The sequence below is a fragment of the Streptomyces sp. NPDC126497 genome, assembly GCF_040302425.1.
In the GTDB taxonomy this organism is placed as follows: Bacteria; Actinomycetota; Actinomycetes; order Streptomycetales; family Streptomycetaceae; genus Streptomyces.
Genome location: NZ_JBEORT010000034.1, coordinates 1 through 25,451 on the forward strand (window position 1 = coordinate 1; position 25,451 = coordinate 25,451).

Below are 25,451 nucleotides of genomic sequence, written 5' to 3' on the forward strand. Positions count from 1 at the left end.
CCGGGCCGCCGGGGCCCGCCCCAGGGCCCCGCCCGCCTCCACGTGCGGCCGGCCGCACGACGAGGCGGACCGGGACACCGGTCAGGTCGTCGACTCCGAGGGCGGCTTCCGGCGCCGGCCGCGCCGGCCCGGCTCACAGCGCCGACAGCTCGTCCACCAGGTCGTCCAGGCCCAGCGACCCCTGGGACAGCGCCGCCATGTGCCAGGCCTTGAGGTCGAAGGCGTCACCGTGCCGCCTGCGCGCGTTCTCCCGGCCCAGCAGCCAGGCCCGCTCGCCGAGCTTGTAGCCGATCGCCTGGCCCGGGATCGTCAGGTAGCGGGTCAGCTCGCTCTCCACGAAGTCCGCCGGGCGGCTGCTGTGCGCCCCGAAGAACTCCTGGGCCAGCTCCGGCGTCCAGCGCTCGCCCGGGTGGAACGGCGAGTCCGCCGGGATCTCCAGTTCCAGGTGCATGCCGATGTCGACGATGACCCGGGCCGCCCGCATCATCTGCGCGTCCAGGTAGCCGAGCCGCTCCTCCGCGTCCGCGAGGAAACCGAGCTCGTCCATCAGTCGCTCCGCGTACAGCGCCCAGCCCTCGGCGTTGGCGCTGACCATGCCCACGGAGGCCTGGTAGCGGGAGAGGTCCTCGGCCACGTGCACCCACTGCGCCAGCTGGAGGTGATGGCCGGGCACGCCCTCGTGGTACCAGGTCGACACCAGGTCGTAGACCGGGAAGCGGGTCAGGCCCATCGTGGGCAGCCAGGTGCAGCCGGGCCGGGAGAAGTCCTCCGACGGAGGCGTGTAGTACGGCGCCGCGGCGCTGCCCGCCGGGGCGATCCGCGACTCCACCTTCCGCACCCGCTCGGCGAGGTCGAAGTGGGTGCCGTCCAGGGCCTCGATCGCCCGGTCCATCACGCCCTGCAGCCACTCACGGACCTCGTCGACGCCCTCGACGTGCCGCCCGTGCTCGTCCAGGTGGGCCAGCGCCACCCACGGCGTCGCGGCGCCGGGCAGGATCTTCTCGGCCTCCTCCTTCATCGCGCCGAGCAGCCGGTGGTACTCCGACCAGCCGTACGCGTACGCCTCGTCCAGATCCAGGTCGGTGCCGTTGTAGTAGCGGGACCAGCGGGCGTAGCGCTCCCGGCCCACGGTGTTCGGCGCGCCCTCGACCGCCGGCGCGTACACGTCGCGCATCCAGTCCCGCAGCTCCACGACGGCCGCGGTCGCCGCGCGGGCCCCCTCGTCCAGCTCCGTGCGCAGCGCGTCCGGTCCCGCCGCGGCGAAGTCCTCGAACCAGCCCCGGCCCCCGCCGGTGTCCGCCCACTCGTCGAGCTGCCCGGTGAACGTCTCCGTCGGGCGCGGAGCCGCGTACAGCTTGCGTTCCAGGCCGAGCGCGAGGGACTCCCGGTACCCCGCCAGGGCGGCCGGCACCGCGCGCAGCCGCTTCGCGATCGCCGCCCAGTCCTCCTCCGTCTCGGCCGGCGTCACGGTGAACACCTCGCGCACCGCCTGCGCGACCGTGCCCAGGTTGCCGACCGAGCGCAGCCCCTCGTCGGCCTCGTGCACGGCCAGTTCCGCGGTGAGCCGTTCGCGCAGCAGGCGGGCGCAGCGGCGCTCCACGTCGCTGTCCGCGCCCGGCTGCCGCTCGGCCTCGTCGAGCCGCGCGAGGGTGGCCCGCCGCAGTCCGGCGACCGCCTCCTGGCCGGCGGGGGAGAGATCGGGCAGCCGGGAGGAACTCTCCTTCACCCCCAGGAACGTTCCGGTGATCGGGTCCAGGGCGATGAGCTCGTCGACGTAGGCGTCGGCGACCTGACGGGGGAGCGGGCTGTGGGTCTGAGACATGCCGACCATCCTGGTACGCGTCCGGCGGCCCGTCATCCCGTTTGAGCTGTGGGCGAAGGCGGCAGCAGCGGGCCGCAGTCCCACTGCTGGAAGATCAGCCGGGTCTCCACGCGGGCCACCTCCCGCCGGGACGTGAACTCGTCGAGCACCAGCCGCTGCAGGTCCGCCATGTCCGCGACCGCGACATGCACCAGATAGTCGTCGGGGCCGGTCAGGTGGAACACGGTCAGCGACTCCGGCAGCGCCCGGATCCGCTCCACGAACGGTCCCACCAGCTCCCGCCGGTGCGGTCTGACCTGCACCGACAACAACGCCTGGAGCCCGCGCCCCAGCTTGGCGGGGTCCAGCTCCAGCCGGTGCCCGAGGATCACGCCGCAGCGGCGGAGCCGGGCCACCCGGTCCAGACAGGTCGACGGCGCGACCCCGACCTGCGCGGCGAGGTCCCGGTACGTCGTCCGGGCGTCGTTCTGCAGCAGCCGCAGCAGATGGAGGTCCACCGGATCCAGTACGACAGATTCGGCCACCGGCCGAACGTAGCACGGGATGTGGCTCCCCTGGCCCGTTCGGTGTTCACCCTTCCGTCCATGGACTTGGGCATGGACACGCGACGCACCACCCGCGCACTCGCCACCGAGGCCGTGCACGCAGGCCGCGACGACCTCGCCGGACTGGGACTGCACGCCGCGCCGATCGACCTGTCGACCACCTACCCCTCGTACGACAGCCGCGCCGAGGCGGCCCGCATCGACGCCTTCGCCGCCACCGGGGCCGAGCCGGAGGGCCCGCCGGTCTACGGGCGGCTCGGCAATCCGACCGTCGCCCGCTTCGAGACCGCCCTCGCCCGCCTGGAGGGCACGGAGTCGGCGGTCGCGTTCGCCAGCGGCATGGCCGCGCTCAGCGCCGTCCTGCTGGTCCGCGGCTCGATGGGACTGCGGCACGTCGTCGCCGTACGTCCCCTGTACGGGTGCAGCGACCACCTGCTGACCGCCGGACTGCTCGGCTCCGAGGTGACCTGGACCGACCCGGCCGGGGTCGCCGACGCGCTGCGCCCCGACACCGGCCTGGTGCTCGTGGAGACCCCGGCCAACCCCACGCTCGCCGAGATCGACCTGCGGGCCGTCGCCCACGCCTGCGGCTCCGTGCCGCTGCTCGTCGACAACACCTTCGCCACCCCGGTCCTCCAGCGCCCGGCCGAGCACGGGGCGCGGCTGGTGCTGCACAGCGCCACCAAGTACCTCGGCGGCCACGGGGACGTGCTGGCGGGCGTGGTGGCCTGCGACGAGGAGTTCGCCGGGCGACTGCGCCAGGTGCGGTTCGCCACGGGCGGCGTGCTGCACCCGCTGGCCGGATACCTGCTGCTGCGCGGCCTGTCGACCCTGCCGGTACGGGTGCGGGCCGCGTCCGCGAACGCCGCCGAACTCGCCGGCCGGCTCACCGCCGACCCGCGCGTGGACCGGGTGCACTACCCGCGCATCGGCGGGGCGATGGTCTCCTTCGAAGTACACGGCGACCCGCACGGGGTGATCGCCGGCGTCCGCCTGATCACCCCGGCCGTCAGCCTGGGCAGCGTGGACTCCCTCATCCAGCACCCGGCCTCCATCAGCCACCGCATCGTCGACGCCGACGACCGCAGGGACGCCGGGGTGAGCGACCGGCTGCTGAGGCTCTCGGTCGGCCTGGAGGACGTCGAGGACCTGTGGGCCGATCTGGACGCGGCCCTGGGGGAGCGGGCCGGGACGCCCGGACGTGCGGAGGCGTCGGCCCGGGGCTGAGGCCGGGCACGCGGGGAGCGGCCCGGCGGCGCGACCCGCCGGGCCGCTCCCGTTCCCGCGCGCGACGGGTTACGGCCGGCCGATCCGCTCGCCGTGCTCCCGCTCCCCGGTCACGCGGCGGTCCGCCACGGCGTCCAGGCGGGCCGTGATGACCAGGGTGCCCTCCTCGATCCGGTAGTCGAGCGGCAGCCCGAGGCCGCGCATCGCGGCGACCATCCCGGTGTTGGACGCCTGTGTCACGGCGTACACGTCGGAGCAGCCCGCCTCGGCCGCCATCGCCACCAGCCGGGTGAGCAGTTCGGTGCCGACGCCCCGGCGCTGCCAGGCGTCCTCCACGACCAGCGCCACCTCGGTCTCGTCGCCGTCCCACAGCAGATGGCCGAGGCCCACGATGCGGCCCGAGGCGGTCTGCGCGGCGAGCGTGCGGCCGAAACGCGGGCTGAGCAGGTGGTTCAGATAGCGGTCCGCGTCGCCGACCGGCCCGTGGTACCGCATGCGCAGGGTCTCGGCGGAGCACCGTTCGTGCATCGCCCGCGCGGCCGCCAGATCGCCGGTGTCCGCGCGGCGCACGGAGAGGGCGCCGCCTTCCGGCAGCGTGAGGACGTCACGGCCGCGCGGGATCCGCGGACCGAGCCGGGCGTCCAGTTCCACCAGCGCCCGGGCGCGGGCGAACTCGGTGGGGGTGAACGGCAGGTACGGCCGCTCCGCGGTGATCACCCCGCCCTCCGGGGCGCGCAGCCGGATCACGGTGTCCTCCAGGAGGCCCTCCTCGGGCACGGTCTCCAGGGCCCGGCGGCCGCCCGGGGAGGTGGCGGGCCAGGAGCGGATCGTGCACCGCCCCAGCAGCCGGCGCAGCGCGAGCGGCAGTTCGGCCGCGTCCTGGACGGTGCGGGTGGCCAGCCCGAGGATCCGGGTCGGGGCGTCCACCAGGTCGTGGGCGTCGGCCCGCTCGGTCCAGGTGTCCGCGCCGCCGGCGCGCGACACGGCGGCGACGAGGTCCGTCCCCTCCGGCGCCCGCAGCAGGAACTCGTCGACGGTCTCCTCACCCAGCGGGTGCGTCTGCAGGCTCAGGATGTCGACCCGCAGCCCGGCCAGCGCCGTGCAGAGCGCGGCCAGCGCGCCCGGTTCGTCCTTGACCGTCGTCCGCATCCGCCACAGCACGCCACCGGCCGCGGCGGAGGGCGGCGGGGCGCCGCCGGTATCGTGCGCCGGCGGCGCGTGGCCGTGGCGCCGTTCCCGCCACGCGCGGAAGGCGGCCGTGGACCGCGCGGTGAGCTCGACGGGGCTCCACCGGCGGTGCACGGTCCCGCCGTGCCGGGTGTTCGTCACGTCAGACATGTCTCGACTCATGCAGCCACTGTGAAGGAATCGTGTTTCGCGATCACAAACGTGCTGTGACTGACGGGTAAAGCGCGCTGTTGCCTGTTGTGCCGATCTACTGGCCGACCAGACCCGGCCGCAGCGTCTTCGTGAACAGCACGGTGCCGTCCTGCTCCCGCATCCGCACCGTCAACTCGCCGCTGCCGCCGTCGATGTCGACCTCGCCGAAGAACTGGTAGCCGCCGGCGGGCGAGACGTTCGAGGCGCTCGGCGCCTTCACCCACACCCGCTCCGGGCCGAAGGTGCCGTCGAGCGCGCTGGCCGGGAAGGCGCCCGCGTTCAGCGGTCCTGAGACGAACTCCCAGAACGGCTCGAAGTCGTCGAACGCGGCCCGCGACGGCTGGTAGTGCTGCGCCGAGGTGTGGTGCACGTCGGCCGTCAGCCACACCGTGCCGGTGATCCGCCGGTGCTTGACGAACCGCAGCAGCTCCGCGATCTGCAGCTCGCGCCCCAGCGGCGCCCCCGGGTCGCCCTGGGCCACCGCCTCGACGTGCCGCGCGCCCTCGGTCGTGTCGGGCACCACGAGACCGATCGGCATGTCGGCGGCGATCACCTTCCACACCGCCCGCGACCGCGCCAGCTCCCGCTTGAGCCAGTCCAGTTGCTCCCGCCCGAGGATGCCCTGCGGGTCCACGGTCTGGTCGCCGGAGGAGTTGGCGTTCCGGTACGTCCGCATGTCCAGCACGAACACGTCGAGCAGCGGACCCTGCCGCAGCACCCGGTACATCCGGCCCTCCCGGGCGCCCGGCCGCGGCGTGGACATCGGGAAGTACTCGCCGAACGCGCGTCGCGCCCGGGCCGCCAGCACGTCGACGCTCTTCTCCGTGTACCGGGCGTCCGTGTCGGTGATCCGCTGGCCGGGGTACCAGTTGTTGCGCACCTCGTGGTCGTCCCACTGCACGACGGACGGCACCCGGGCGTTGAACCGGCGCAGGTTCTCGTCGAGCAGGTTGTAGCGGAAGGCGCCCCGGAACTCGGCGAGGGTCTCGGCGACCTTGGACTTCTCCTCGGTGGTGACGTTCCGCCAGACGCCGCCGTCCGGCAGGGCGGCGGTCGCGGAGACGGGGCCGTCGGCGTAGACGGTGTCGCCGCTGAACAGGAAGAAGTCGGGGTCCAGGCGCGCCATCGCGTCGAAGATGCGGTAGCCGCCGAGGTCGGGGTTGATGCCCCAGCCCTGGCCCGCCAGGTCCCCCGACCACAGGAACCGCACACCGTCCCGGCGCCGGGCGGAGACCGTGCGGAAGGCGCCGGTGACCGGCTCGCTCGTGCGGCGCGGGTCGTCGGGGTCGGCGAGCAGCACCCGGTAGTGGATCTGCTCCCCGGAGGGCAGCCCGTGCAGCCGGGTCGTGCCGGTGAAGTCGGTGCCCGCGCCGAGCAGCGGGCCGTGCCATCGGCGCGGACGGCGGAACGATTCCGTCGCCGACGTCTCGACGATCATCCGCGCCGGACGGTCGGAGCGCACCCACACCAGCCCCCCGTCACGGGTGACGTCACCGCTCTGCACGCCCCACTCGGCCCGCGGACGCCCCGAGCGGGCGAAGGCGGGCGCCGCGAACGCGGTGGGCAGGGTCAGGGCCGCCGAGGCCGCGAGCGAGCCGCGCAGCACGGCGCGACGACCGGGGAGCGGACGGTGGGACATGGAGGCGCCTCCAGGGACGGGATCCGGCCAGTGTGCGCCACCACACCTACGCGAACGGCGCGGCGCGCACGCGAACCCCGGGTGAACACCTCGCGCGGGCGGGGCGGGCGGCTACCGGGCGGCGGCCTCCGCCATCAGGCGCACCCCCTCGTGGATCCGCGCGGGCGTCACATGCGCGTAGCCCAGCACGAGCCGTACGTCCTCCTCGGGCGCCCCGTCGTGCGCGTAGTCCGCGAGCGGGCGCACCGCCACACCGGCCTCCGCCACCCGCGCGAGGAAGCGTTCCCGCGGCCCGTGGCGCCCGGGCAGCGCGACGATGACGTGCAGCCCCGCCGCGATCCCGGACACCCGGGCGCCCGGGAAGTGCTCCCCGAGGGCGGCGACCAGCGCGTCGCGCCGCTCGCGGTAGGCCCGCTGGCAGCGGCGCAGCTGACGGTCGTAGTCGCCGCGTTCCAGGAACCGGGCGAACAGCGCCTGGTCCAGGGTGGGATGGCCGAGATCCATGGTGCGCTTGCGCTCCACCACCTCCTCGGCCCACCCCCGCGGCACCAGCAGCCAGCCGAGCCGCAGCCCAGGGGCGAGGGACTTGCTGACCGAACCGGTGTAGGCCACGTGCTCGGGGTCGAGCCCCTGGAGGGCGCCGACGGGCGCCCGGTCGTAGCGGAAGTCGCCGTCGTAGTCGTCCTCCAGGACGATCCCGTCCACGGACCGCGCCCAGTCGAGCAGTTCGGTCCGGCGCCGCGCGGAGTACGCGATGCCGGTGGGGAACTGGTGCGCCGGCGTCACGACGGCCGCCCGCGCCCCCGAGGCCCGCAGCGGCTCCATCGCGAGCCCCTCGCCGTCCACCGGCACGGGTACGGCGGTGACCCCGGCGGCCGCGTACAGGGACGCGTGCTGCGGGCTGCCGGGGTCCTCCACGGCGACGGCGCGCACCCCGCGTGCGTGCAGGGCGGATCCGAGCAGCGCCGACGCCTGCGCCACCCCGGAGACCACCACGATCCGCTCGGGATCCGCCGCCACGCCCCGGCGCCGCGCGAGCAGCCCGGCCAGCGCCGTGCGCAGCCGGGGCAGCCCGCGCGGATCGGGGTAGCCCAGTTCCCGGTGCGGAAGGTCCGCGAGCACACCGCGCTGCGCAGCGGCCCATGCCGCGCGGGGGAACAGCGACAGGTCGGGTGTGCCGGGGACGAAGTCCGCGCGGGCGCCGGGGGTGCGCGGGGCGAGGTCGCGGGCGTGCGGGAGGGCGGCCCGCGCCGCCGCTCCCACCCACGTCCCGGAACCCCGGCCGGAGCGCAGGTAGCCCTCCGCCGTCAGCTGCTCGTAGGCATCCGTGACCAGCCCGCGCGACACACCGAGGTCGGCCGCCAGATCACGGCTGGAGGGCAGCCGGGTCCCCGGCGCCAGCCGTCCCGACCGCACCGCCTCGCGCAGCGCGGCCTGCAGCGAACGGCCACGCGCGCGCGGCGGTGCGGAGGCGGCCGGCAGCAGCAACTCCCAGGCGGAGGAGGCGGCGGGCCCCCCGGGGCCGGTCTGCGGTGACGTCATGACAGGGCCACCCTAGGCGTTCCCGGACCGCGGGACCCCTTCGTGCGGTCCCGCCCTCAGCGGCTGCCGTCGAGGATGACGCGCGCGACCAGCGCCGGGTCGTCGTTCATCGGGACGTGGCCGCAGCCGGGCAGCCGGACCAGCCGGGCCCGGGGGATGATCCGCTTGGCGCGGACGCCCTGCCGGGGGACCAGGATCCGGTCCCGGGTGCCCCAGGCGACGGTCACGGGGATGCCGGGCACGTCCTCGGTGAACCGTACGGCGGTCCCCGCGCGGAGGGTCTCGGCGAAACCCGTGGCCCCGGCCAGGGCGAGCGTCTCGGCGACCACGGCCTCGGGGGAACGGCGTCCCGGACGGGCGTAGATGGTGCTGGTCAGCGCCGCCCGTCCGGCCGCGCAGCGGGCGAGGCGCTCGACCAGCGGGAGCGGCATCCGCTCCGCGACGCGCCGCATGCCGATCAGCACGCCGAAGGCGTACCGCCGCTCGGCCTGCGTCCAGAAGCCCGCCGGGGACAGGGCGGTGACGGACCGCACGAGCCGCTCGCGGCCGAGCTCCAGGGCCAGCAGGCCGCCGAGCGAGTTGCCCGCGACGTGCGGCCGGCCGAGTCCCAGTTCCTCGCACAGGGCGCCCAGGGCGGCGTTCATGGTCGGCAGGTCGTGGGCGAGGCCGTCGGGCAGCGGCGGGGAGGCGCCGAAGCCCGGCAGGTCCACGGCGATCACCTCGCGCTCGGTCGCCAGGATGTCCACCACCGGGTCCCAGGCCTGCCGGTGGTGGCCGATGCCGTGCAGCAGGAGCAGCGGTTCGCCGCGGCCCGCGCGCGCGTGGGACAGGGTCACGGTCTGCGGGCCGAGGGGAGAGGTGACCTCGACGGAGACGGTCGCGGACATGAGGATGCTCCTCGTCTGGGACTCGCGGGAACGGACGTCGCCCGACGTGGTGGACAGCTTGTCAGCAATTGCTACCGACGGGTAGCCCCCGGTCGGCGCGTCCCGACGGCCGGCACCGCCCGGACGCGGCCGCGCGGGCCGTCGGGACGGCGCCGTGGCCGCCGACCCGCGCGGCCGACGTCTTCGGGGAACCTGCCGCCCCGTCCTCCCGGGAGGCGCCCACCGCGTGCCGGGCCGGGCGGCCGACGCGGCGGGGGCCGTCGCCGTGGCGCCCGATTGGTATTGACCAAGGGTGAAGGGCGCCTTATGGTCGCAGATAAGTGAAACAATCTTTAATAAACAAGGGCGCTAAAACGCGGCCGGACACGGCGATCGTGGAGGACAGGGTGGGGACCACGCAGCTGGAAACGGTGCCGGAACCGAAGTACTGGCACCTCAGGACCGTGCTCAGCGAGGCGCTGGACTCGGAGTTCTCGGTGGGCGAGATCCTGCCCAACGAGCGCGACCTCGCCGCCCGCTTCGGCGTCGCCCGCGCCACGCTCCGGCAGGCTCTGGAACAGCTCGAACTCGAAGGCAGGCTGCAGCGCCGCCGCGGCGTGGGCACCACGGTCGCCCCGCCGCGCATGGGCGTCTCCGTCGGCACGGCGCAGCACGCCTGGCCCGGCGGGCCGCACGACGCCTGGCAGGCCCTCGACTGCGCGCTCGAGGTGCCGCCCGCCGCCGTCGCCGAGGCCCTGGAGACCGGCCGCGACGAGCCCGTGCACGTGGTGCGGCGCTCCCGCGTCTCCCACGGCCAGCCCGTCGCCGCCGAACTCCTCCACATCCCGGCGGACTCGGTGCCGGACCTGTCCGGCATCGACGCGCCGTCCGGCCCCTCGCGCGCGCGTGCGGTGCTGCGGGAACTGCAGCACCTGGAGCTGGAGCGGCAGGAGAACACGGTGGAGCTCGGCTCCGCCCGCGCGGACGAGGCCAAGGAGCTGGACCGCCTGCCGGGTGCGCCGGTCCTCGTCGTCACCACCCGCTTCGTCGCCCGCAGCCGCACCGCCGCGCTCTCCGTGGCCACCTACCGCGCGGACACCTGCCGTCTGACCTTCGGCGACTCCGGCGGCGTCGAGATCCACCACGGCCCGGAACGCCACGCGTCCTGACACCGCGCCGGCCGTGGGGGACGCGTCCGCGCCCTCTCCCGGACCGCCGCGCCCGGCGCCGCGGGCTTCGCGCCGGTGCGGAGGCGCGCCCGCTACCGGCGCGCGGTCACCGTGCCCTCCACCGCGAAGAGCTGCTCCTCCACGTGGTCGAGGGCGAGGCGGACCGCGCCGGTGGCGACCGCCGCCTCGCCGAGGTGGGACAGGGCGACCCGGGGCGGGCGCAGGCAGTAGCGGGCCAGTTCGCGGCGCAGCGGCTCCAGGACGCCGTCCAGGCCGGCCGCCCAGCCGCCGATCACGACCAGCTCCGGATCGAGGGCCAGCACCAGCGCCGCCACGTCGTGGACGAGCCGGCGGATGAACCGGTCCATGGCCGCCAGCGCCCGCTGGTCTCCCTCACGGGCCCGGGCGAAGACCTCGGCGACCGCCTGTTCGTCGAGCGGGTGCAGCGGCTCGTCCGTGGTGGACAACAGGGCCTCGGGGGTCGCCTCCCGGCCCAGCAGGTGCAGCGCCCCGATCTCGCCGGCCGCTCCGCCGTACCCCCGGTGCAACCGCCCGCCGATCAGCGACCCGGCGCCCGGGCTCAGCCCGGCCAGCACGAACACCACGTCGTCGGTCCCCCGGGCGGCGCCCTTCCAGTGCTCGGCGACGACGGCCGCGTTGGCGTCGTTCTCCACCAGCACCGGACACCTGAAGGACCGGCTCAGCCGTTCGCCGAGACCGAGCCCCGTCCAGCCGGGCAGCGCCGTGCCCAGCCGCACCGTGCCGCCCGCCTCCACGATCCCCGGCGTGCCCACGCCCACGGCCCGCAGCGAGCCGCGCGGGACGCCGGCCCGCCGCAGCAGCTCCGCGACGGCCCCCCGCAGCCGCTCCAGGCGCTCGTCGGCGTCGGCCGTCCCGTCGACGTCCCGGGCCTGCGCGCCGATCACCCGGCCGTCCAGATCGGCCAGCAGCACGGCCACCCGGCGCGCCCCGATCTCCAGGCCGAGCAGGTGCCCGGCCTCCGCCCGGAACCGGAACCGCCGCGCCGGCCGCCCCTGCCGCCGCGCGACCCCCTCCTCGGCCGCCGTCTCCACGACGAGGCCCGCCTCGATGAGCCCCTCCACGACGCCCTCGACGGTCGGCCGGGACAGCCCCGTCACCCGGGTCACCTCGGTCAGCGTCGCGCAGTCCGTGGCCCGCAACGCGTGCAGCACCACCGCGGAGTTGATCCTCCGCAGCAGTGAGGGGTCCCCGCCGGTCAGCCGCCCCACCGTCCGTCCTCCCAGCTCGTGCGCATGTTGGGCGGATCGTACTCGGCACGGAGGACCCCGGCGACCTCCGGGCGGGGCGCCCCGGGAGCGCGGTCCAGCCCGGCGTTCAGCCCGGCGTCACGAAGCCCGACTCGTAGGCCGCGATCACCGCCTGGGTCCGGTCGCGCACCCCCAGCTTCGCCAGCACGGAGCTCACATGGGACTTCACCGTCTCCGTCCCCACCACCAGCCGCGCCGCCATCTCCGCGTTCGTCAGGCCCCGCGCCATCAGCCGCAGCACCTCCCCCTCGCGCTCGGTCAGCCGTGCCCGCTCCAGCACCGCGCGCGCCGCGTGGTTCCCGCCCCCGCCCCCGTGCTCGGCGGCCAACTGCCGCACCGAGGCGGGGAACAGCAGTGACTCGCCCTCGGCGACCAGCCGCACCGCGTGCACGATCTCCGCCGGCCGCGCCCGCTTCAGCAGGAATCCGTCGGCGCCCGCGCGCAGCGCCCCGTACACGTACTCGTCGTTCTCGAACGTCGTCACGACGAGGATCTTCGGCGGCGCGTCGACCGTCCGCAGCAGCGCGCGCGTGGCCTCGATCCCGTCCAGCAGCGGCATGCGCACGTCCATGGCGACCACGTCCGGCCGCAGTTGCCGCACCAGCGGGATCACCGCCGCACCGTCGGCCGCCTCCCCGACGACCTCGATGTCCGGCTGCGCCTCCAACACCGCCCGCAGACCCGCGCGTACGAGGGGTTCGTCGTCGACGAGCAGAACGGTGACCGGCATGCGGCCAGCGTAGATCAGCGCAACGGCAGCTCCACCCGCACCCGCCAGTCCCCCCGGTCGGGGCCGGTGCGCGCCCGCCCGCCCAGCAGCGCCGCGCGTTCGCGTATGCCGCGCAGTCCGCTGCCCCGGCCGGGCCCGGGCACCGTCCCGGTGAGCGGATTGCGGACCTCCAGGCCGAGCGAGCCGTCGTCGACCGCGATGCGGACCCGCACGGGGACGGCGCCCGCGTGCCGCAGCACGTTGGTCAGGGCCTCCTGGAGGATGCGGTACCCCTCGCGGGAGACCGGCCCGGGCACGGTGTCCAGGGGCCCGGTCACGGCGACGTCGACCTCCGCGCCGGAGGCCCGCGCGGACTCCAGCAGCCGGTCGGCGTCCGTGAGGGCCGGGCGGCCGCCGGCCGGCCCGCCGGACTCGCGCAGGACGCCGAGGACCCGCTCCAGGTCCTCCAGCGCGGCCCGGCCGGTCTCCTCGATGGCATCCAACGCCCGCTCGGTGAAGGCGGGATCGCCGGCCGCGCGGGCGGCGCCCGCCTGCACGACGGCCACGGTCAGGGCGTGGCCGATGGAGTCGTGGAGCTCCCGGGCAATGCGGGTGCGCTCCAGGAGCCGCTCGGTGCGCTCCTCCAGGGCGGCCAGCCGCTCGGCGGGGGAGGGGCCGAGCAGGCGGTGGGCCAGCGCCGTGATCAGGTGGCCCGAGGCGATCACGGTCGCCGCCAGGGTCGCCAGGGCCGGGGGCACCAGCAGGACGTGCCACCAGCCGTGGCCTTCGAGGAGGAACGGCTCGCCGGAGGCCGTGTCCCCGCCGAACGCCGCCGCCCCCAGGTCCACCGCGGCCATGAGCAGGTTCGCGGTGAACACCGAGGTCGCGCAGCCGATCAGCAGCCGCGCCTGGAGCCATACGACGAGCCTGCCCCGGGCGCTCCAGGAGGCGGACGGCGCGACGACGATGCCGGCGCTGTCGCTGTCGTGCCGCTGACCGGTCAGCAGCAGCCTGGCCTGCAGCCCCTCCACGGTGCGCATCGCGGGCACCAGCCCGACGGGCACGAGCACCAGGGCCGCCGCGGCCCAGGTCCACCACGCCTCCTGGACGAACAGCCACAGCGACGGCCACACGATCGCGATGAACAGGTGCAGCAACCGTGTGTACGTCACCGCCCGGCCGAACGGGCGCAGCAAGCGGATCATGCCGTCATCGTGTCAGCCGCCACCGGCGAGGGACCTCCCCCGCGCGGGGGAGACGATCCCCACCGGCGGGGGAGGCCCCGGCCCCGTGCGGGCCGTCACGCTGCTGCCATGACCAGCATCGACGTCCAGGACCTCACCAAGGAGTACGGCACCCGGCGAGCCGTCGACCACCTCACCTTCCGCGTCCTGCCCGGCCGCGTCACCGGCTTCCTCGGCCCCAACGGCGCCGGCAAGTCCACCACCATGCGCCTGGTGCTCGGCCTCGACCACCCCACGTCCGGCTCCGCCACCGTCGGCGGCCGCGCCTACGCCACCTTCGAGGAACCCCTGCGCCGGGTCGGCGCCCTGCTCGACGCGCGGGCCGCGCACGGCTCCCGCACCGGCCGCGACCATCTGCGCGTCCTGGCGGCGAGCCACCGCATCCCGGACCGCCGGGTCGACGAGGTGCTGGAGGAGACCGGCCTGGGCCCGGTGGCGCGCCGCCGGGTGCGGACGTACTCCCTGGGCATGCGCCAGCGGCTGGGCATCGCCGCCGCGCTGCTCGGCGACCCGGAGGTGATCATGCTCGACGAACCGTCCAACGGTCTCGACCCGGAAGGCATCGTGTGGATCCGCACCCTGCTGCGCCGGCTCGCGGACGAGGGGCGGACCGTCCTGGTCTCCAGCCATCTGATGAACGAGACCGCCTCCTTCGCCGACCACCTCGTCGTCCTCGGACGGGGCCGGCTCCTCGCCGACACCCCGATGCGGGAGTTCATCGACGCGCGCGTGCGCCCCGCCGTCCGCGTCCGCACCTCCGACCCCACCGCCCTCAGGAGCGTCCTCGCCGGGTACGGTCACGACGCCGTGGAACACCCGGACGGCCACTGGACCGTGCCGGACGCGCGGGTGGACGACATCGGACGCCTCGCCTCCGCCGCCGGGGTGCCGATCCTCGAACTCGCGACGGACCAGGGCACGCTGGAACAGGCCTACCTGGACCTGACCGCCGCCGAGACCGAGTTCGCCGCACAGCCCCAGGAGGCCTGACCGTGCAGTTCGCACCCGTGCTCCGCGCCGAGTGGCTGAAGATCCGCACCGTCCGCCCGCTCCCGGGAGCCCTGTTCGCGCTGTTCGCCGCGACCACGGCGTTCTCCGCGATCGCCGGGGTCTCCAGCACGTCGGACCCCGGGTTCGACCCGCTGTTCACGGCCCTGTCCGGTGTCGTGCCGGGGCAGATCGCCGCCCTCTCCTTCGGCGCCATGGCCGTGTCGGCGGAGTACCACGACGGCGCCCTGCGGCTCTCGCTGGCCGCGGTCCCGCGGCGCGGACGCTGGTTCGCCGCGAAGGCCACGGCGATCGCCGTTTCCACGCTGGCCGTGAGCCTGCCGGCCGCCCTGGCCGCGCTCCTCGTGGCGCGGGCGGGGCTCGGTGGGGCGGCGGGCGGCCTCACCCCGGCCGAGCAGGTCCGGGGCGTCGTGGGCTGCGCCGTCTACCTCACGCTGATGGCCCTGTTCGCCGCGGGCCTGGCGACCCTGCTGCGCAGCGGGATGGCCACGCTGTCCCTGCTGATCCCCTTCGTCCTCGTGGTGTCGTTCGTGATCGGCGACGCGGCCGGCACCGTCACCGGCTTCCTGCCCGACCGGGCCGGACAGGTGGTCCTGTACGAGACCCACGACGGAACACCGGGCCCCTGGTCGGGACTGGCGGTCACGGCGCTGTGGACGGCCGCCGCGCTGGCGGCCGGGGCGCGGAGCCTGCGCCGCCGCGACGCCTGACCGGAAGCCGGCCGGCTCCCGCCGACCGCCCGTGCCGGCGGGAACCGCCCCGCCCCGGTCACCCGGCCGTCACTCCCCGGCCGCGGCCTCCCGCAGCCGGCCGAACTCCTCCGCCAGCGCCGCCGGCGTCCAGTGCGCGTTCAGCCCGCTGGGATTGGGCAGCACCCACACGCGGGTCTCGCCGATGGTCCGCTCCTGCGGCCCCACCCGCGCCTTCCGGTCGTCGAACGCCGCGCGGTACGCGGTGACGCCCAGCACGGCCAGCCACCGCGGCCGCAGCCGGGCCACCTTCAGGGCGAGCAGCCGCCCGCCCTCCCGGTACTCCTCGGCGCCCAGCTCGTCGGCCCGCGCGGTCGCCCGCGCCACCACGTTGGTGATGCCGAGCCCGTACGACAGCAGTTCCCGCTGCTCGGACGGCGACAGCAGCCGGGGGGTGAATCCGGAGCGGTGCAGGGCCGGCCAGAAGCGGTTGCCGGGGCGGGCGAAGTGGTGGCCGGTCGCGGCCGTCATCAGACCGGGGTTGATGCCGCAGAACAGCACGCGCAGGCCGTCCGCGGCCACGTCCGGCACGAGGCGGTCGCGGGCGGCCTCCAACTCCTCCTGGGTGAAGCGGCTCAGAGGATCGCCCCCGGGGTGTACCCGGCGGCCTCCGGGTGCTGCTCGACGATCTCCTCGACGCGGCCGACGACGGCGCCGACCTGGTCGCCCGCGGCACCGGTGAAGGACAGCTTGTCCGCCATCAGCGCCTCCAGCTCCGCACGGTCGAGCGGCAGCCGCCCGTCGGCGGCGAGCTTGTCGAGGAGGTCGTTGCGCTCGGCGCCCCGCTCCCGCATGGCGAGGGCGGTGGCGACGGCGTTCTCCTTGATCGCCTCGTGCGCGACCTCGCGGCCGACGCCCGCGCGCACGGCGCCCATCAGCACCTTGGTGGTGGCGAGGAACGGCAGGTAGCGGTCCAGCTCCCGGGCCACGACCGCCGGGAAGGCGCCGAACTCGTCGAGCACCGTCAGGAACGTCTCCAGCAGGCCGTCGAGCGCGAAGAACGCGTCCGGCAGCGCGACCCGGCGCACCACCGAGCAGGACACGTCGCCCTCGTTCCACTGGTCGCCGGCCAGCTCGCCGGTCATCGAGGCGTAGCCGCGCAGGATCACCATCAGGCCGTTGACGCGCTCGCAGGAGCGGGTGTTCATCTTGTGCGGCATCGCGGACGAGCCGACCTGGCCCGGCTTGAAGCCCTCGGTCACCAGCTCGTGCCCGGCCATCAGCCGGATCGTCTTCGCCAGCGACGACGGCGCGGCGGCCAGCTGCACCAGCGCGGTGACGACCTCGTAGTCGAGCGAGCGCGGATAGACCTGGCCGACGCTCGTGAACGCCTGGGAGAAGCCGAGGTGCCCGGCGATCCGCCGCTCCAGCTCCGCCAGCCTGTCCGCGTCGCCGCCGAGCAGGTCCAGCATGTCCTGCGCGGTGCCGACCGGGCCCTTGATGCCGCGCAGCGGGTAGCGGCCCAGCAGCTCCTCCACCCGGCCGTACGCGACGAGCAGCTCGTCGGCGGCGGTGGCGAACCGCTTGCCGAGGGTGGTGGCCTGCGCGGCCACGTTGTGCGAGCGGCCGGCCATGACCAGCTCGCCGTACTCGCCGGCCAGCCTGCCCAGGCGGGCCAGCACGGCCACCGTACGGTCGCGCACCAGCTCCAGCGAGAGCCGGATCTGCAGCTGCTCGACGTTCTCGGTGAGGTCGCGGGAGGTCATCCCCTTGTGCACGTGCTCGTGCCCGGCGAGGTCGTTGAACTCCTCGATCCGCGCCTTCACGTCGTGCCGGGTGACCTTCTCGCGCTCGGCGATCGAGGCCAGGTCGACGGTGTCGAGGACCCGCTCGTAGTCGGCGATCGCCGCGTCGGGCACCTCGATCCCGAGGTCCTTCTGGGCCCGCAGCACGGCGAGCCAGAGCCGGCGCTCCAGCCTCACCTTCTGCTCGGGGGACCAGAGCGTGGCGAGCTCGGCGGAGGCGTAGCGTCCGGCGAGGACGTTCGGGATACGGGGCTTGGCGGGCGCAGCAGTCACGTGCAGGGAGTCTACTGGCGATTCCTGCAGGCCGGCGCCACCGGGTGGCCTGGAGGAAAGCACAAGGCGGTGCTACCGGCCCTCGTACGGCAGCAGCTCGGGCCGCTTGGGCGGCAGCCCGTCGCCGGAGGAACGGCCGGTGAGCCGGCGGCCTATCCACGGCAGCAGGTGCTGCCGGGCGAACCGGGCGTCCTCGACCCGCCGGGCCACCCAGCGCGGGGGGAGCGTCGCCTCCGGGGGCAGGTGCCACTCGGGGTCCTCCGGCGGGTGGCCCAGCGTCTGCCAGACCGCCTCGGCGACCCTGCGGTGGCCGTCGGCGGTCAGGTGCAGCCGGTCCACGTCCCACAGCCGGGGGTCGGCGAGCGACGGCGCCCCGTACAGGTCGACGACCAGCGCGCCGTGCTTCCCGGCGAGCTCGTCGACGCACTCGAACAGCGCCTCCATGCGCGGGCGGAAACGCTCCAGGACCGGTCCCTGGCGGCCCGGGCTGCGCATCAGCACCAGCTGCCCGCAGTGCGGCGCCAGCCGCTCCACGGCCTCGGTCAGCAGGTCCCGCACCCGCCCCATGTCGCACTTCGGACGCAGGGTGTCGTTGAGCCCGCCGACCAGGGTGACGACATCGGCCCGCATGGCGGCGGCGACCTCGACCTGCTCGTCCACGATCTGCTGGATCAGCTTGCCGCGCACCGCGAGGTTGGCGTACCGGAAACCGGGGGTGAGGGCCGCCATCCGCGCGGCGAGGAGATCGGCCCAGCCCCGGTAGGTGCCGTCGGGAAGGAGGTCCGACATGCCCTCGGTGAAGGAGTCGCCGAGCGCGACAAGGCTGCTGTAGGTGGGATTCGTCTGCATGGCGCCACAGATGGTATCCCCTGGCACATACCCGGTGGTCGGTCGCCCGTCCCCGGCTCAGGTCCGCTGCCCGAACAGCTCCTGCAGCACGTCCTCCATGGTCACCAGCCCGGCCAGCCGTCCGTCGGTCCCGAGGACGGCCGCCAGGTGCGTACGGCTGCCCCGCATGGCGGTGAGGACGTCGTCCATCGGCGTGCCCTCCCGCACCCGCGCGATGGGCCGCATGTCCGCCGCGCGGAACGGCAGGTCGCGCGGCGAGGCGTCCAGGGCGTCCTTCACGTGCAGATAGCCGACGATCCGACGCTGCCCGTCCACCACCGGGAAGCGGGAGAACCCGGACTCCGCCGACAGCCGCTCCAGTCCCTCCGGGGTGACGCCCACGCTCGCGTAGACCACGCGTTCCAGTGGCATCACCACGTCCCGCACGGGCCGCCGGCCCAGCTCCAGCGCGTCGTGCAGCCGCTCCCGCGCGCGGTCGTCGATGAGGCCCGCCTCGCCGGAGTCCTTCACGATCTGTGCCAGCTCGGCGTCCGAGAAGGAGGCGGTGACCTCGTTGCGCGTCTCGACCCGCATCAGCTTCAGCAGCGCGTTGGCGAACGCGTTGACCGCGAAGATCACCGGTCGCAGCGCGCGGGACAGCGCCACCAGCGGCGGGCCCAGCGCCAGCGCGCTGCGCACCGGCTCGGCGAGCGCGATGTTCTTCGGCACCATCTCGCCCAGCAGCATGTGCAGGTACGTCGCGAGGGTCAGCGCGATCACGAACGACACCGCGTGCCCCGCGCCCTCGGGGACGCCCACCGCGTGGAACACCGGTTCCAGCAGATGCGCGATGGCCGGCTCGGCGACCACGCCGAGGACCAGGGTGCACAGCGTGATGCCGAGCTGTGCGGCCGCCATCAGCGCGGAGACGTGCTCCAGGCCCCACAGCACGCTCTTCGCGCGCCGGTCGCCCTCGTCGGCGTACGGCTCGATCTGGCTGCGGCGGACCGAGATCAGCGCGAACTCGGCGCCCACGAAGAAGGCGTTGACGACCAGTGTCGCCAGACCGATCAGCAGCTGTACGACGGTCATCGCCGCGCCCCCTTCTCCTCCGTGGTCCCGGCCGTCCGCCGCTGTGCCGCGTACCGGTCCCCGGGGGGCGCGTGCAGCAGGACGCGTGCCGCGCGGCGGCCGGTGGCGTCCACCACGTCCAGCCGCCAGCCGGCCACCTCGAAGGTGTCCCCGACGGCCGGGATCCGGCCCAGCTCGGCCGCCGCGAGCCCGGCGAGGGTCTCGTACGGCCCCTCCGGGGCGCGCAGGCCGACCCGGGCGAGCTGGTCCATCCGCGCCGCGCCGTCGGCGGAGAACAGCGTCCGGCCGTCCTCGTCGCTGCCGGCCCGCACCAGGTCGGGGGTCTCGTGCGGGTCGTGCTCGTCGCGGACCTCGCCGACCACCTCCTCGACGATGTCCTCCAGCGTGGCCACGCCCGCCGTGCCGCCGTACTCGTCGATCACCACGGCCATGGTGCGCCGTCCGGAGAGCCGGTCGAGGAGACGGTCGACGGTGAGCGTCTGGGGGACCAGCAGCGGTTCGCGCATCAGCTCCGACACGGGCACCCGGGCACGGCGCTCCGCGGGCAGTGCCACCACGTCCTTGACGTGCGCGGTGCCGACGACCGCGTCGAGGGTGTCGCGGTAGACGGGGAACCGGGACAGCCCGGTCGCCCGGGTCACGTTCGCCACGTCCTCGCAGGTCGCCCGGACGTCCAGGGCGACGACCTGCACGCGCGGCGTCATCACGTTCTCGGCGGTGAGGTCGGCGAGGTTCAGCGTGCGGACGAAGAGCTCGGCGGTGTCCGGCTCCAGGGCGCCCTCCCGGGCGGAGTGCCGGGCGAGTGCCGCGAGCTCCTGCGGTCCCCGCGCGGACTCCAGTTCCTCGGCGGGCTCCACGCCGATGCGGCGCACCACGCGGTTGGCCGTGTCGTTCAGGTGAGTGATGAACGGGCGGAAGGCGGCGCTGAACCAGCGCTGCGCGTTGCCCACCCGTCTGGCGACGGCCAGCGGTGAGGAGATCGCCCAGTTCTTGGGCACCAGCTCGCCGACCACCATCAGGAACACCGTCGACAGGGCCGTGCCGATCACCAGGGCGAGGGAGCGCGCCACCGAGCCGGAGACGCCGATGTCCTCCAGCGGGCCCGCGAGCAGCGCGGCGATCGACGGCTCGGCCAGCATGCCGACCACCAGATTGGTGACCGTGATGCCGAGCTGGGCGCCGGAGAGCTGGAAGGTCAGGTTCCGTACGGCCTTGAGGGCGCCCGCGGCGCCCCGCTCGCCGCGTTCGGCGGCCCGCTCCAGCTCGGCCCGTTCGACCGTGGTGAGGGAGAACTCGGCCGCGACGAAGGCGCCGCAGGCGAGCGAGAGCAGGATCGCCGCCAGAAGGAGGAGCACTTCGGTCATCGGGTCACCTCCGTCCCATGGTCGGACAGGACGGGAACGGACGCGCGACGACGGGAACCGGGGGCTCGTCCATGGGCGGACGCACACAACCTTTCACGGGGACCGAGTGGCCCCTACGGGGCAAAGGAACGGCAAAGGAGTGCCGCCGGGCCGTGGATCACCCGGTGAGGGGCTTCACCCAGCGCCGCCAGCGCTCCTCCCGCGCGTACCCCGCGGCGCCCCATGCATGGTGGGCGGCCTCGTTGTCCTCCAGCACCATCGCGTCCGCGCGGCGCCCGCCGAGCCGTGCGAACCGTTCCTCCACGGCGGCCAGCAGCGCGGAGCCGACGCCCTGCCGCCGGTGGTCCGGGTGCACCGCCAGCCGGTAGAGGTGGCACCGCCAGCCGTCGAAGCCCGCGATCACCGTGCCGACCAGCTCGCCGTCCCGCTCCGCGAGGACCAGCGCCTCCGGATCGCGCGCGACCAGCCGCTCCACCCCGTCCCGGTCGTCACTGATGCTCGTCCCCTCGGCGGCCACCTTCCAGAAGGCCAGCACACCGTCCAGGTCCTCGGGCGTCGCGGCCCGTACACGCGGTTCGGTCATGCGGGGATCCCAGCACACGCGCCCTGGCGCGGCAGGGCATTCCACGATCCGGACCGCCCCCGCCGCGGGGAGCGCGGGGTACCTGCCGCGTCTTCGCCGAGGAGTCCGGCCGACGGCCCGCACGCCCGCGCCGCTGCTCCCGTCGCCGATCCACGTCCCCGCGCCGGAGCGCTCCCCGCCCTGTTCACCTCCGCCGCCGCGTACGCGTGCCTCGCCGCCGGCGGGCCGAAGGCCGTCACCTCGCCGGAAGCGGGTGCGCGATCCGGCCCGGCCTGCCGAGGACGGCGAGGTGGCCGTGGACGACATCGCGGCCGAGCCGCCGGAGCGCGTGTTCAGCCCCCGGCGGCGGCGTCCGGTGGCCGCCACGCTGCGCCCGTCACGCAGTGCGAGGTGGGCAGCGCGGGCCCCTTCCCCGGCATCTGCGTCCGCCGGTAGGGGCCGAGCTCGAACCCCGCCTCCCGCAGCGCGCCGACCGGATCACGCGCCACGTGGCAGTTACCGGCCAGCGGCGGCCACACCGTCCGGTCCAGTGCCCGCTGGGTGAGGCGCATGACCCGGCCGCCGCCCCGCCCGTGCTCGAAGAACCGCACCTCGCCGCCCGGCCGCAGCACCCGCCTCAGCTCCGCCAGCGCCCGCGGCACGTCCCGCACGCTGCACAGCACCAGCGAGAGCACCGCCGCGTCGAACGCCTCGCTCTTGAGCGGCAGCGCCTCCGCCACGCCCGGCACGACGTCCACCGGCGTCCGGGAGCGCAGCGCGGCCTCGACGGCCAGCGCCCGCAGCTCCCGCTCCGGTTCGACGGCGACGACCTCCGAGACGGCGCCCGGATAGTGCGCGAAGTTCAGACCGTTGCCCGCGCCGACCTCGATCACCCGGCCGGACAGCCCGCCGAGCAGTCCGCGCCGTACCCCGGCCATCCCCGCGCGGGTCTCGGCGGCGACACTGAGCCGGGCGTAGCACCGCGCGAACAGCGGATGGTGCACGGCGCCCCGCTCCGCCTTCCTGGAACGGCCGGTCGGCAACTGCATGAGGACCTCCCCCGGGACGGGCCTGCACCGATTCTTCCCCGGGCGGACGGTCCGCATCCCCGTCCGCGTCAGGGCGCCTCCCGCGTCCGGAACGCCTCCGCGTCCCAGGTCCCCTCCAGCCGGGGCGCCAGCCAGCGCGGTGCCGAGGCCCGGAACCCGGCCGGGGTGAGGCCGCCCGCCCCGGCCGGTACGGCGCCCAGCAGCGGGGCACCGGTCACGTCCGGCAGGTCCAGCAGGTTGCACCGCGAGGCCAGGTCGGGTTCGGCGGGCCAGCTGCCGATCACCACACCCGCCAGGTCCAGCCCCCGTCCGCGCAGTTCACGGGCCGTCAGCTCGGTGACGTTCAGGGTGCCGAGCCCGGCCGACGCCACCACCAGCACCGGCGCGGACAGCAGCGCCGCCGCGTCCGCCAGCGTCCCGCCGGCCGCGTCGAACCGCACGAGCAGTCCGCCCGCACCCTCCACCAGCACCAGATCGTGCTCCGTGGCCAGTGCGGCGGCCCGCTCCGCGACCTCGTGCGGACGCACGGGCGCCCGGCCGGCCCGGCGGGCCGCCGTGGCCGGTGCCAGCGGGTCCGGGTAGCGGGCGAGTTCCGCCGTCGTCACCGCGCCGGCGAGCCGCGCGACCTCCTCGGCGTCCCCGGCCTCCTCCGGCCCCACACCCGTCTGCGCCGCCTTCAGCACGGCCACCGACCGGCCGGACGCCAGCGCCGCGGCGGCGAGCGCGGCCGTCACCACCGTCTTGCCGACCTCGGTGCCCGTGCCCGTGACCACCATCACCGGCATGTCATCCCTCCTTCGCCGCCGCGCACACCGCGCGGGCGATGCGCGCCACGTCCGCGTCACCCGTGACGTACGGCGGCATGGTGTAGATCAGATCGCGGAACGGCCGCAGCCACACGCCCTCGCGCACGGCGGCCTCCGTGGCCGCCGCCAGGTCGACGGCGTGATCGAGCTGGACCACCCCGATGGCGCCGAGCACCCGCACGTCCCGCACCCCGGCCAGTCCGGCCGCCGGCGCCAGCCCCTCCCGCAGGCCCGCCTCGATCCGCCGGACCTCCGCGAGCCAGTCCTGGCCGAGCAGCAGCTCGACGGAGGCGCAGGCCACGGCCGCCGCCAGCGGATTGCCCATGAACGTCGGCCCGTGCGCCAGCACCGGCACCTCACCGCGGGAGATGCCCTCGGCCACCCGCGCGGTGCACAGCGTCGCCGCCATGGTCAGGTAGCCGCCGGTCAGCGCCTTGCCGACGCACATGACATCCGGCGTCACCGCCGCGTGCTCCGCCGCGAACAACGCGCCGGTGCGTCCGAACCCGGTCGCGATCTCGTCGAACACCAGCAGCACGCCGTGCGCGTCGCACGCCTCGCGCAGCACCCGCAGATAGGCGGGGGAGTGGAACCGCATCCCGCCCGCGCCCTGCACCACCGGCTCCACGATCACCGCGGCCAGTTCACCCGCGTGCCGCCCGATCAGCTCCCGCAGGCCCTCGGCGTACGCCTCCTCGTACTCCGCGGGCGGAGCCCCGGCGAACACCTGGCGCGGCAGCACCCCGGACCACAGTCCGTGCATCCCGCCCTCGGGGTCGCACACCGACATCGGCTGCCAGGTGTCGCCGTGGTAGCCGCCCCGCCAGGTCAGCAGCCGCCGTTTCTCCGGCCGGCCCAGCGAACGCCAGTACTGCAGGCACATCTTCACCGCGACCTCGACCGACACCGACCCGGAGTCCGCGAGGAACACGTGCTCCAGACCTTCCGGCGACATGTCGACAAGGAGCTTCGCCAGCCGCACGGCGGGCTCGTGGGTGAGCCCGCCGAACATCACGTGGCTCATCCGCTCCAGCTGCGCGCGCGCGGCCTCGTTGAGCACCGGGTGGTTGTAGCCGTGGATCGCCGACCACCAGGACGCCATCCCGTCGACCAGTTCGCCCGCGCCGTCGGCGAGCCTCAGCCGCACCCCGCTCGCCGACTCCACGACGAGCGGTTCCCGGCGGCCCGGCATGGGTCCGTACGGGTGCCAGACGTGCCGCCGGTCGAGCTCCAGCAGCTCGGCGACGGACCGCTCAGGCATTGGGCGCGAGGTCCGTCCCGGCGCCCCGGCGGCGCACCGCGACCAGGTCCGTGCGGGGCTCCTCGGGCGCGCTCCCGCAGGAGCCCGCGGCCGCCGGACCGCACGCGCCGGCGCCCTCGTGCGAGCCGCAGCCGCCGCCCGCGCGGTGCTCGGGCAGCGTCACCTCGCCGGCGCCCTCCACCTCGAACCCGGCGTCCGCGATCATCTCCAGGTCGGCCTTGCCGGCCTGGCCCTCGCTGGTGAGGTAGTCGCCGAGGAAGATCGAGTTGGCCAGGTGCAGCGCGAGCGGCTGCATCGAGCGCAGGTGCACCTCACGGCCGCCGGCGATCCGCACCTCGACGTCCGGGCAGACGAACCGCGTCATCGCCAGGATGCGCAGGCACCGCTGCGGGGTCAGGTGCCACTCCTTGGCGAGCGGCGTCCCCTCGAACGGGATCAGGAAGTTGACCGGCACGGAGTCCGGGTCCAGCTCGCGCAGCGCGAAGACCACGTCGACCAGGTCCTCGTCGGACTCGCCCATGCCGGCGATCAGACCCGAGCAGGCCGACAGGCCGGCGGCGTGCGCCTTGCGCACGGTGTCGACCCGGTCGGCGTAGGTGTGCGTGGTCGTGATGTCCCCGTACGTCGACTCGGACGTGTTGAGGTTGTGGTTGTAGGCGTCCGCGCCCGCCTCGCGCAGCCGCTCGGCCTGTCCGTCGGAGAGCAGGCCGAGACAGGCGCACACCTCGACGTCCTCGTGCTGCTCCTTGATGGCCTTGATGGTGTCGGAGACCCGGTCCACGTCACGGTCGGTCGGACCGCGGCCGCTGGCCACCAGGCACACCCGTTTGGCGCCGCCCGCGAGTCCGGCGGCGGCCGCCCGCGACGCCTCGTCCGGCTTCAGCCAGGTGTACTTCAGGATGTCGGCCCTGGAGCCGAGCCGCTGGGAACAGTAGGAGCAGTCCTCCGGACACAGGCCGGACTTGAGGTTGACGAGATAGTTGAGTTTCACCCGGCGGCCGAACCAGTGCCGGCGCACCTTCCCGGCCGCGGCCACCACGTCGAGCAGGTCGTCGTCGGACGTCGCGAGGACGGCCAGTGCTTCCGCGCGGGTCGGCGTCTCGCGCCGAAGCCCCTTGTCCACCAGCGTGTTCAGCAGGTCCATGGGAGCCGATCCTGTCCTACCCGACCCGTCCGGGCCAAGGAGGCTTCGTACAACAGAGGCGCTTCGAGGTGTGGATATCGCCACACGGGGATCCGTCCGGCCTCCCGCTAGTGTCTGGGCACTGCCCACAGGAGCCCC

The 25,451-nt window shown here is 75.0% G+C and carries 23 protein-coding genes; 4 read left to right on the top strand and 19 right to left on the bottom strand.

All coding sequences use genetic code 11. From position 1 onward, the window contains the following. Window positions 1-133 precede the first annotated feature (133 nt). Together ABTY20_RS16575 and ABTY20_RS16580 are read right to left on the bottom strand one after the other, a co-directional pair. Entirely contained in the window at window positions 134-1,822 is a 1,689-nt protein-coding gene (locus ABTY20_RS16575) for a DUF885 domain-containing protein (RefSeq protein ID WP_351997714.1), read from the bottom strand. A 32-nt stretch (window positions 1,823-1,854) separates the two neighbouring features. Then, a complete protein-coding gene (locus ABTY20_RS16580; RefSeq protein WP_351997715.1) occupies window positions 1,855-2,346 on the bottom strand; it encodes an Lrp/AsnC family transcriptional regulator in 492 nt (163 codons plus the stop codon). Between the two features lie 72 nt (window positions 2,347-2,418). On the opposite strand from ABTY20_RS16580, the gene ABTY20_RS16585 reads away from it, so the two are divergent. Then, on the top strand, window positions 2,419-3,594 hold the full coding sequence (locus ABTY20_RS16585; protein WP_351997716.1) for a trans-sulfuration enzyme family protein: 1,176 nt from the start codon (window positions 2,419-2,421) through the stop codon (window positions 3,592-3,594). A 69-nt stretch (window positions 3,595-3,663) separates the two neighbouring features. Here ABTY20_RS16585 and ABTY20_RS16590 read toward each other — a convergent pair whose 3' ends face one another. From ABTY20_RS16590 to ABTY20_RS16605, 4 genes are all read right to left on the bottom strand, one after another. Further along, on the bottom strand, window positions 3,664-4,932 hold the full coding sequence (locus ABTY20_RS16590; RefSeq protein WP_351997717.1) for a GNAT family N-acetyltransferase: 1,269 nt from the start codon (window positions 4,930-4,932) through the stop codon (window positions 3,664-3,666). Between the two features lie 97 nt (window positions 4,933-5,029). Further along, window positions 5,030-6,613 (bottom strand): alkaline phosphatase D family protein, encoded by a 1,584-nt coding sequence (locus ABTY20_RS16595; RefSeq protein ID WP_351997718.1) that lies wholly within the window; start codon window positions 6,611-6,613, stop codon window positions 5,030-5,032. 111 nt (window positions 6,614-6,724) lie between these two features. Then, window positions 6,725-8,155 carry a MocR-like pyridoxine biosynthesis transcription factor PdxR gene (gene pdxR, locus ABTY20_RS16600; protein WP_351997719.1) on the bottom strand — a complete coding sequence of 477 codons (1,431 nt, stop codon included), beginning with the start codon at window positions 8,153-8,155 and terminating at the stop codon, window positions 6,725-6,727. A gap of 56 nt (window positions 8,156-8,211) precedes the next feature. Continuing rightward, entirely contained in the window at window positions 8,212-9,042 is an 831-nt protein-coding gene (locus ABTY20_RS16605; protein WP_351997720.1) for an alpha/beta fold hydrolase, read from the bottom strand. Between the two features lie 386 nt (window positions 9,043-9,428). Here ABTY20_RS16605 and ABTY20_RS16610 point away from each other — a divergent pair, with 386 nt between their 5' ends. Further along, complete coding sequence (locus tag ABTY20_RS16610; protein WP_351997721.1) at window positions 9,429-10,190, top strand: GntR family transcriptional regulator; 762 nt, start codon at window positions 9,429-9,431, stop codon at window positions 10,188-10,190. 92 nt (window positions 10,191-10,282) lie between these two features. Here ABTY20_RS16610 and ABTY20_RS16615 read toward each other — a convergent pair whose 3' ends face one another. The 3 genes from ABTY20_RS16615 to ABTY20_RS16625 all read right to left on the bottom strand — a co-directional run bounded on the left by ABTY20_RS16615 (window position 10,283) and on the right by ABTY20_RS16625 (window position 13,393). Next, window positions 10,283-11,440, bottom strand: coding sequence for an ROK family transcriptional regulator (locus ABTY20_RS16615; RefSeq protein ID WP_351997722.1), 1,158 nt, complete (start codon window positions 11,438-11,440; stop codon window positions 10,283-10,285). A 106-nt stretch (window positions 11,441-11,546) separates the two neighbouring features. After that, window positions 11,547-12,209, bottom strand: coding sequence for a response regulator transcription factor (locus ABTY20_RS16620; protein ID WP_351997723.1), 663 nt, complete (start codon window positions 12,207-12,209; stop codon window positions 11,547-11,549). A 14-nt stretch (window positions 12,210-12,223) separates the two neighbouring features. Next, window positions 12,224-13,393 (bottom strand): sensor histidine kinase, encoded by a 1,170-nt coding sequence (locus tag ABTY20_RS16625; protein WP_351997724.1) that lies wholly within the window; start codon window positions 13,391-13,393, stop codon window positions 12,224-12,226. Between the two features lie 108 nt (window positions 13,394-13,501). On the opposite strand from ABTY20_RS16625, the gene ABTY20_RS16630 reads away from it, so the two are divergent. Then, complete coding sequence (locus ABTY20_RS16630) at window positions 13,502-14,422, top strand: ABC transporter ATP-binding protein (protein ID WP_351997725.1); 921 nt, start codon at window positions 13,502-13,504, stop codon at window positions 14,420-14,422. 2 nt (window positions 14,423-14,424) lie between these two features. Further along, window positions 14,425-15,150 (top strand): ABC transporter permease, encoded by a 726-nt coding sequence (locus ABTY20_RS16635; protein WP_351997726.1) that lies wholly within the window; start codon window positions 14,425-14,427, stop codon window positions 15,148-15,150. Window positions 15,151-15,219: 69 nt separating this feature from the next. Here the strand turns inward: ABTY20_RS16635 and mug are convergent, their stop codons facing one another. The 10 genes from mug to bioB form a co-directional block, all read right to left on the bottom strand. Further along, window positions 15,220-15,720, bottom strand: a complete 501-nt coding sequence (gene mug, locus ABTY20_RS16640; RefSeq protein ID WP_351997770.1) for a G/U mismatch-specific DNA glycosylase — start codon at window positions 15,718-15,720, stop codon at window positions 15,220-15,222. A gap of 44 nt (window positions 15,721-15,764) precedes the next feature. Beyond that, window positions 15,765-17,207 (bottom strand): adenylosuccinate lyase, encoded by a 1,443-nt coding sequence (purB, locus tag ABTY20_RS16645; protein ID WP_351997727.1) that lies wholly within the window; start codon window positions 17,205-17,207, stop codon window positions 15,765-15,767. Between the two features lie 72 nt (window positions 17,208-17,279). Further along, complete coding sequence (locus tag ABTY20_RS16650) at window positions 17,280-18,056, bottom strand: SGNH/GDSL hydrolase family protein (protein ID WP_351997728.1); 777 nt, start codon at window positions 18,054-18,056, stop codon at window positions 17,280-17,282. A 57-nt stretch (window positions 18,057-18,113) separates the two neighbouring features. Beyond that, window positions 18,114-19,127: a hemolysin family protein gene (locus tag ABTY20_RS16655; RefSeq protein WP_351997729.1), complete on the bottom strand. Its 1,014-nt coding sequence runs from the start codon at window positions 19,125-19,127 to the stop codon at window positions 18,114-18,116. After that, window positions 19,124-20,491: a hemolysin family protein gene (locus ABTY20_RS16660; protein ID WP_351997730.1), complete on the bottom strand. Its 1,368-nt coding sequence runs from the start codon at window positions 20,489-20,491 to the stop codon at window positions 19,124-19,126. Before ABTY20_RS16660 ends, ABTY20_RS16655 begins: the two co-directional genes overlap by 4 nt. A 157-nt stretch (window positions 20,492-20,648) precedes the next feature. Continuing rightward, window positions 20,649-21,074 (bottom strand): GNAT family N-acetyltransferase, encoded by a 426-nt coding sequence (locus ABTY20_RS16665; RefSeq protein WP_351997731.1) that lies wholly within the window; start codon window positions 21,072-21,074, stop codon window positions 20,649-20,651. A gap of 332 nt (window positions 21,075-21,406) precedes the next feature. Continuing rightward, entirely contained in the window at window positions 21,407-22,102 is a 696-nt protein-coding gene (locus ABTY20_RS16670) for a class I SAM-dependent methyltransferase (protein WP_351997732.1), read from the bottom strand. A 68-nt stretch (window positions 22,103-22,170) separates the two neighbouring features. Then, entirely contained in the window at window positions 22,171-22,887 is a 717-nt protein-coding gene (gene bioD, locus ABTY20_RS16675; protein ID WP_351997733.1) for a dethiobiotin synthase, read from the bottom strand. A gap of 1 nt (window position 22,888) precedes the next feature. After that, on the bottom strand, window positions 22,889-24,169 hold the full coding sequence (locus tag ABTY20_RS16680; RefSeq protein WP_351997734.1) for an adenosylmethionine--8-amino-7-oxononanoate transaminase: 1,281 nt from the start codon (window positions 24,167-24,169) through the stop codon (window positions 22,889-22,891). Then, the gene (bioB, locus tag ABTY20_RS16685; protein ID WP_351997735.1) at window positions 24,162-25,313 is read right to left on the bottom strand and encodes a biotin synthase BioB; all 1,152 of its coding nucleotides are present in this window, start codon (window positions 25,311-25,313) and stop codon (window positions 24,162-24,164) included. The genes ABTY20_RS16680 and bioB overlap by 8 nt, the downstream gene beginning before the upstream one ends. Between the last annotated feature and the right edge of the window lie 138 nt (window positions 25,314-25,451).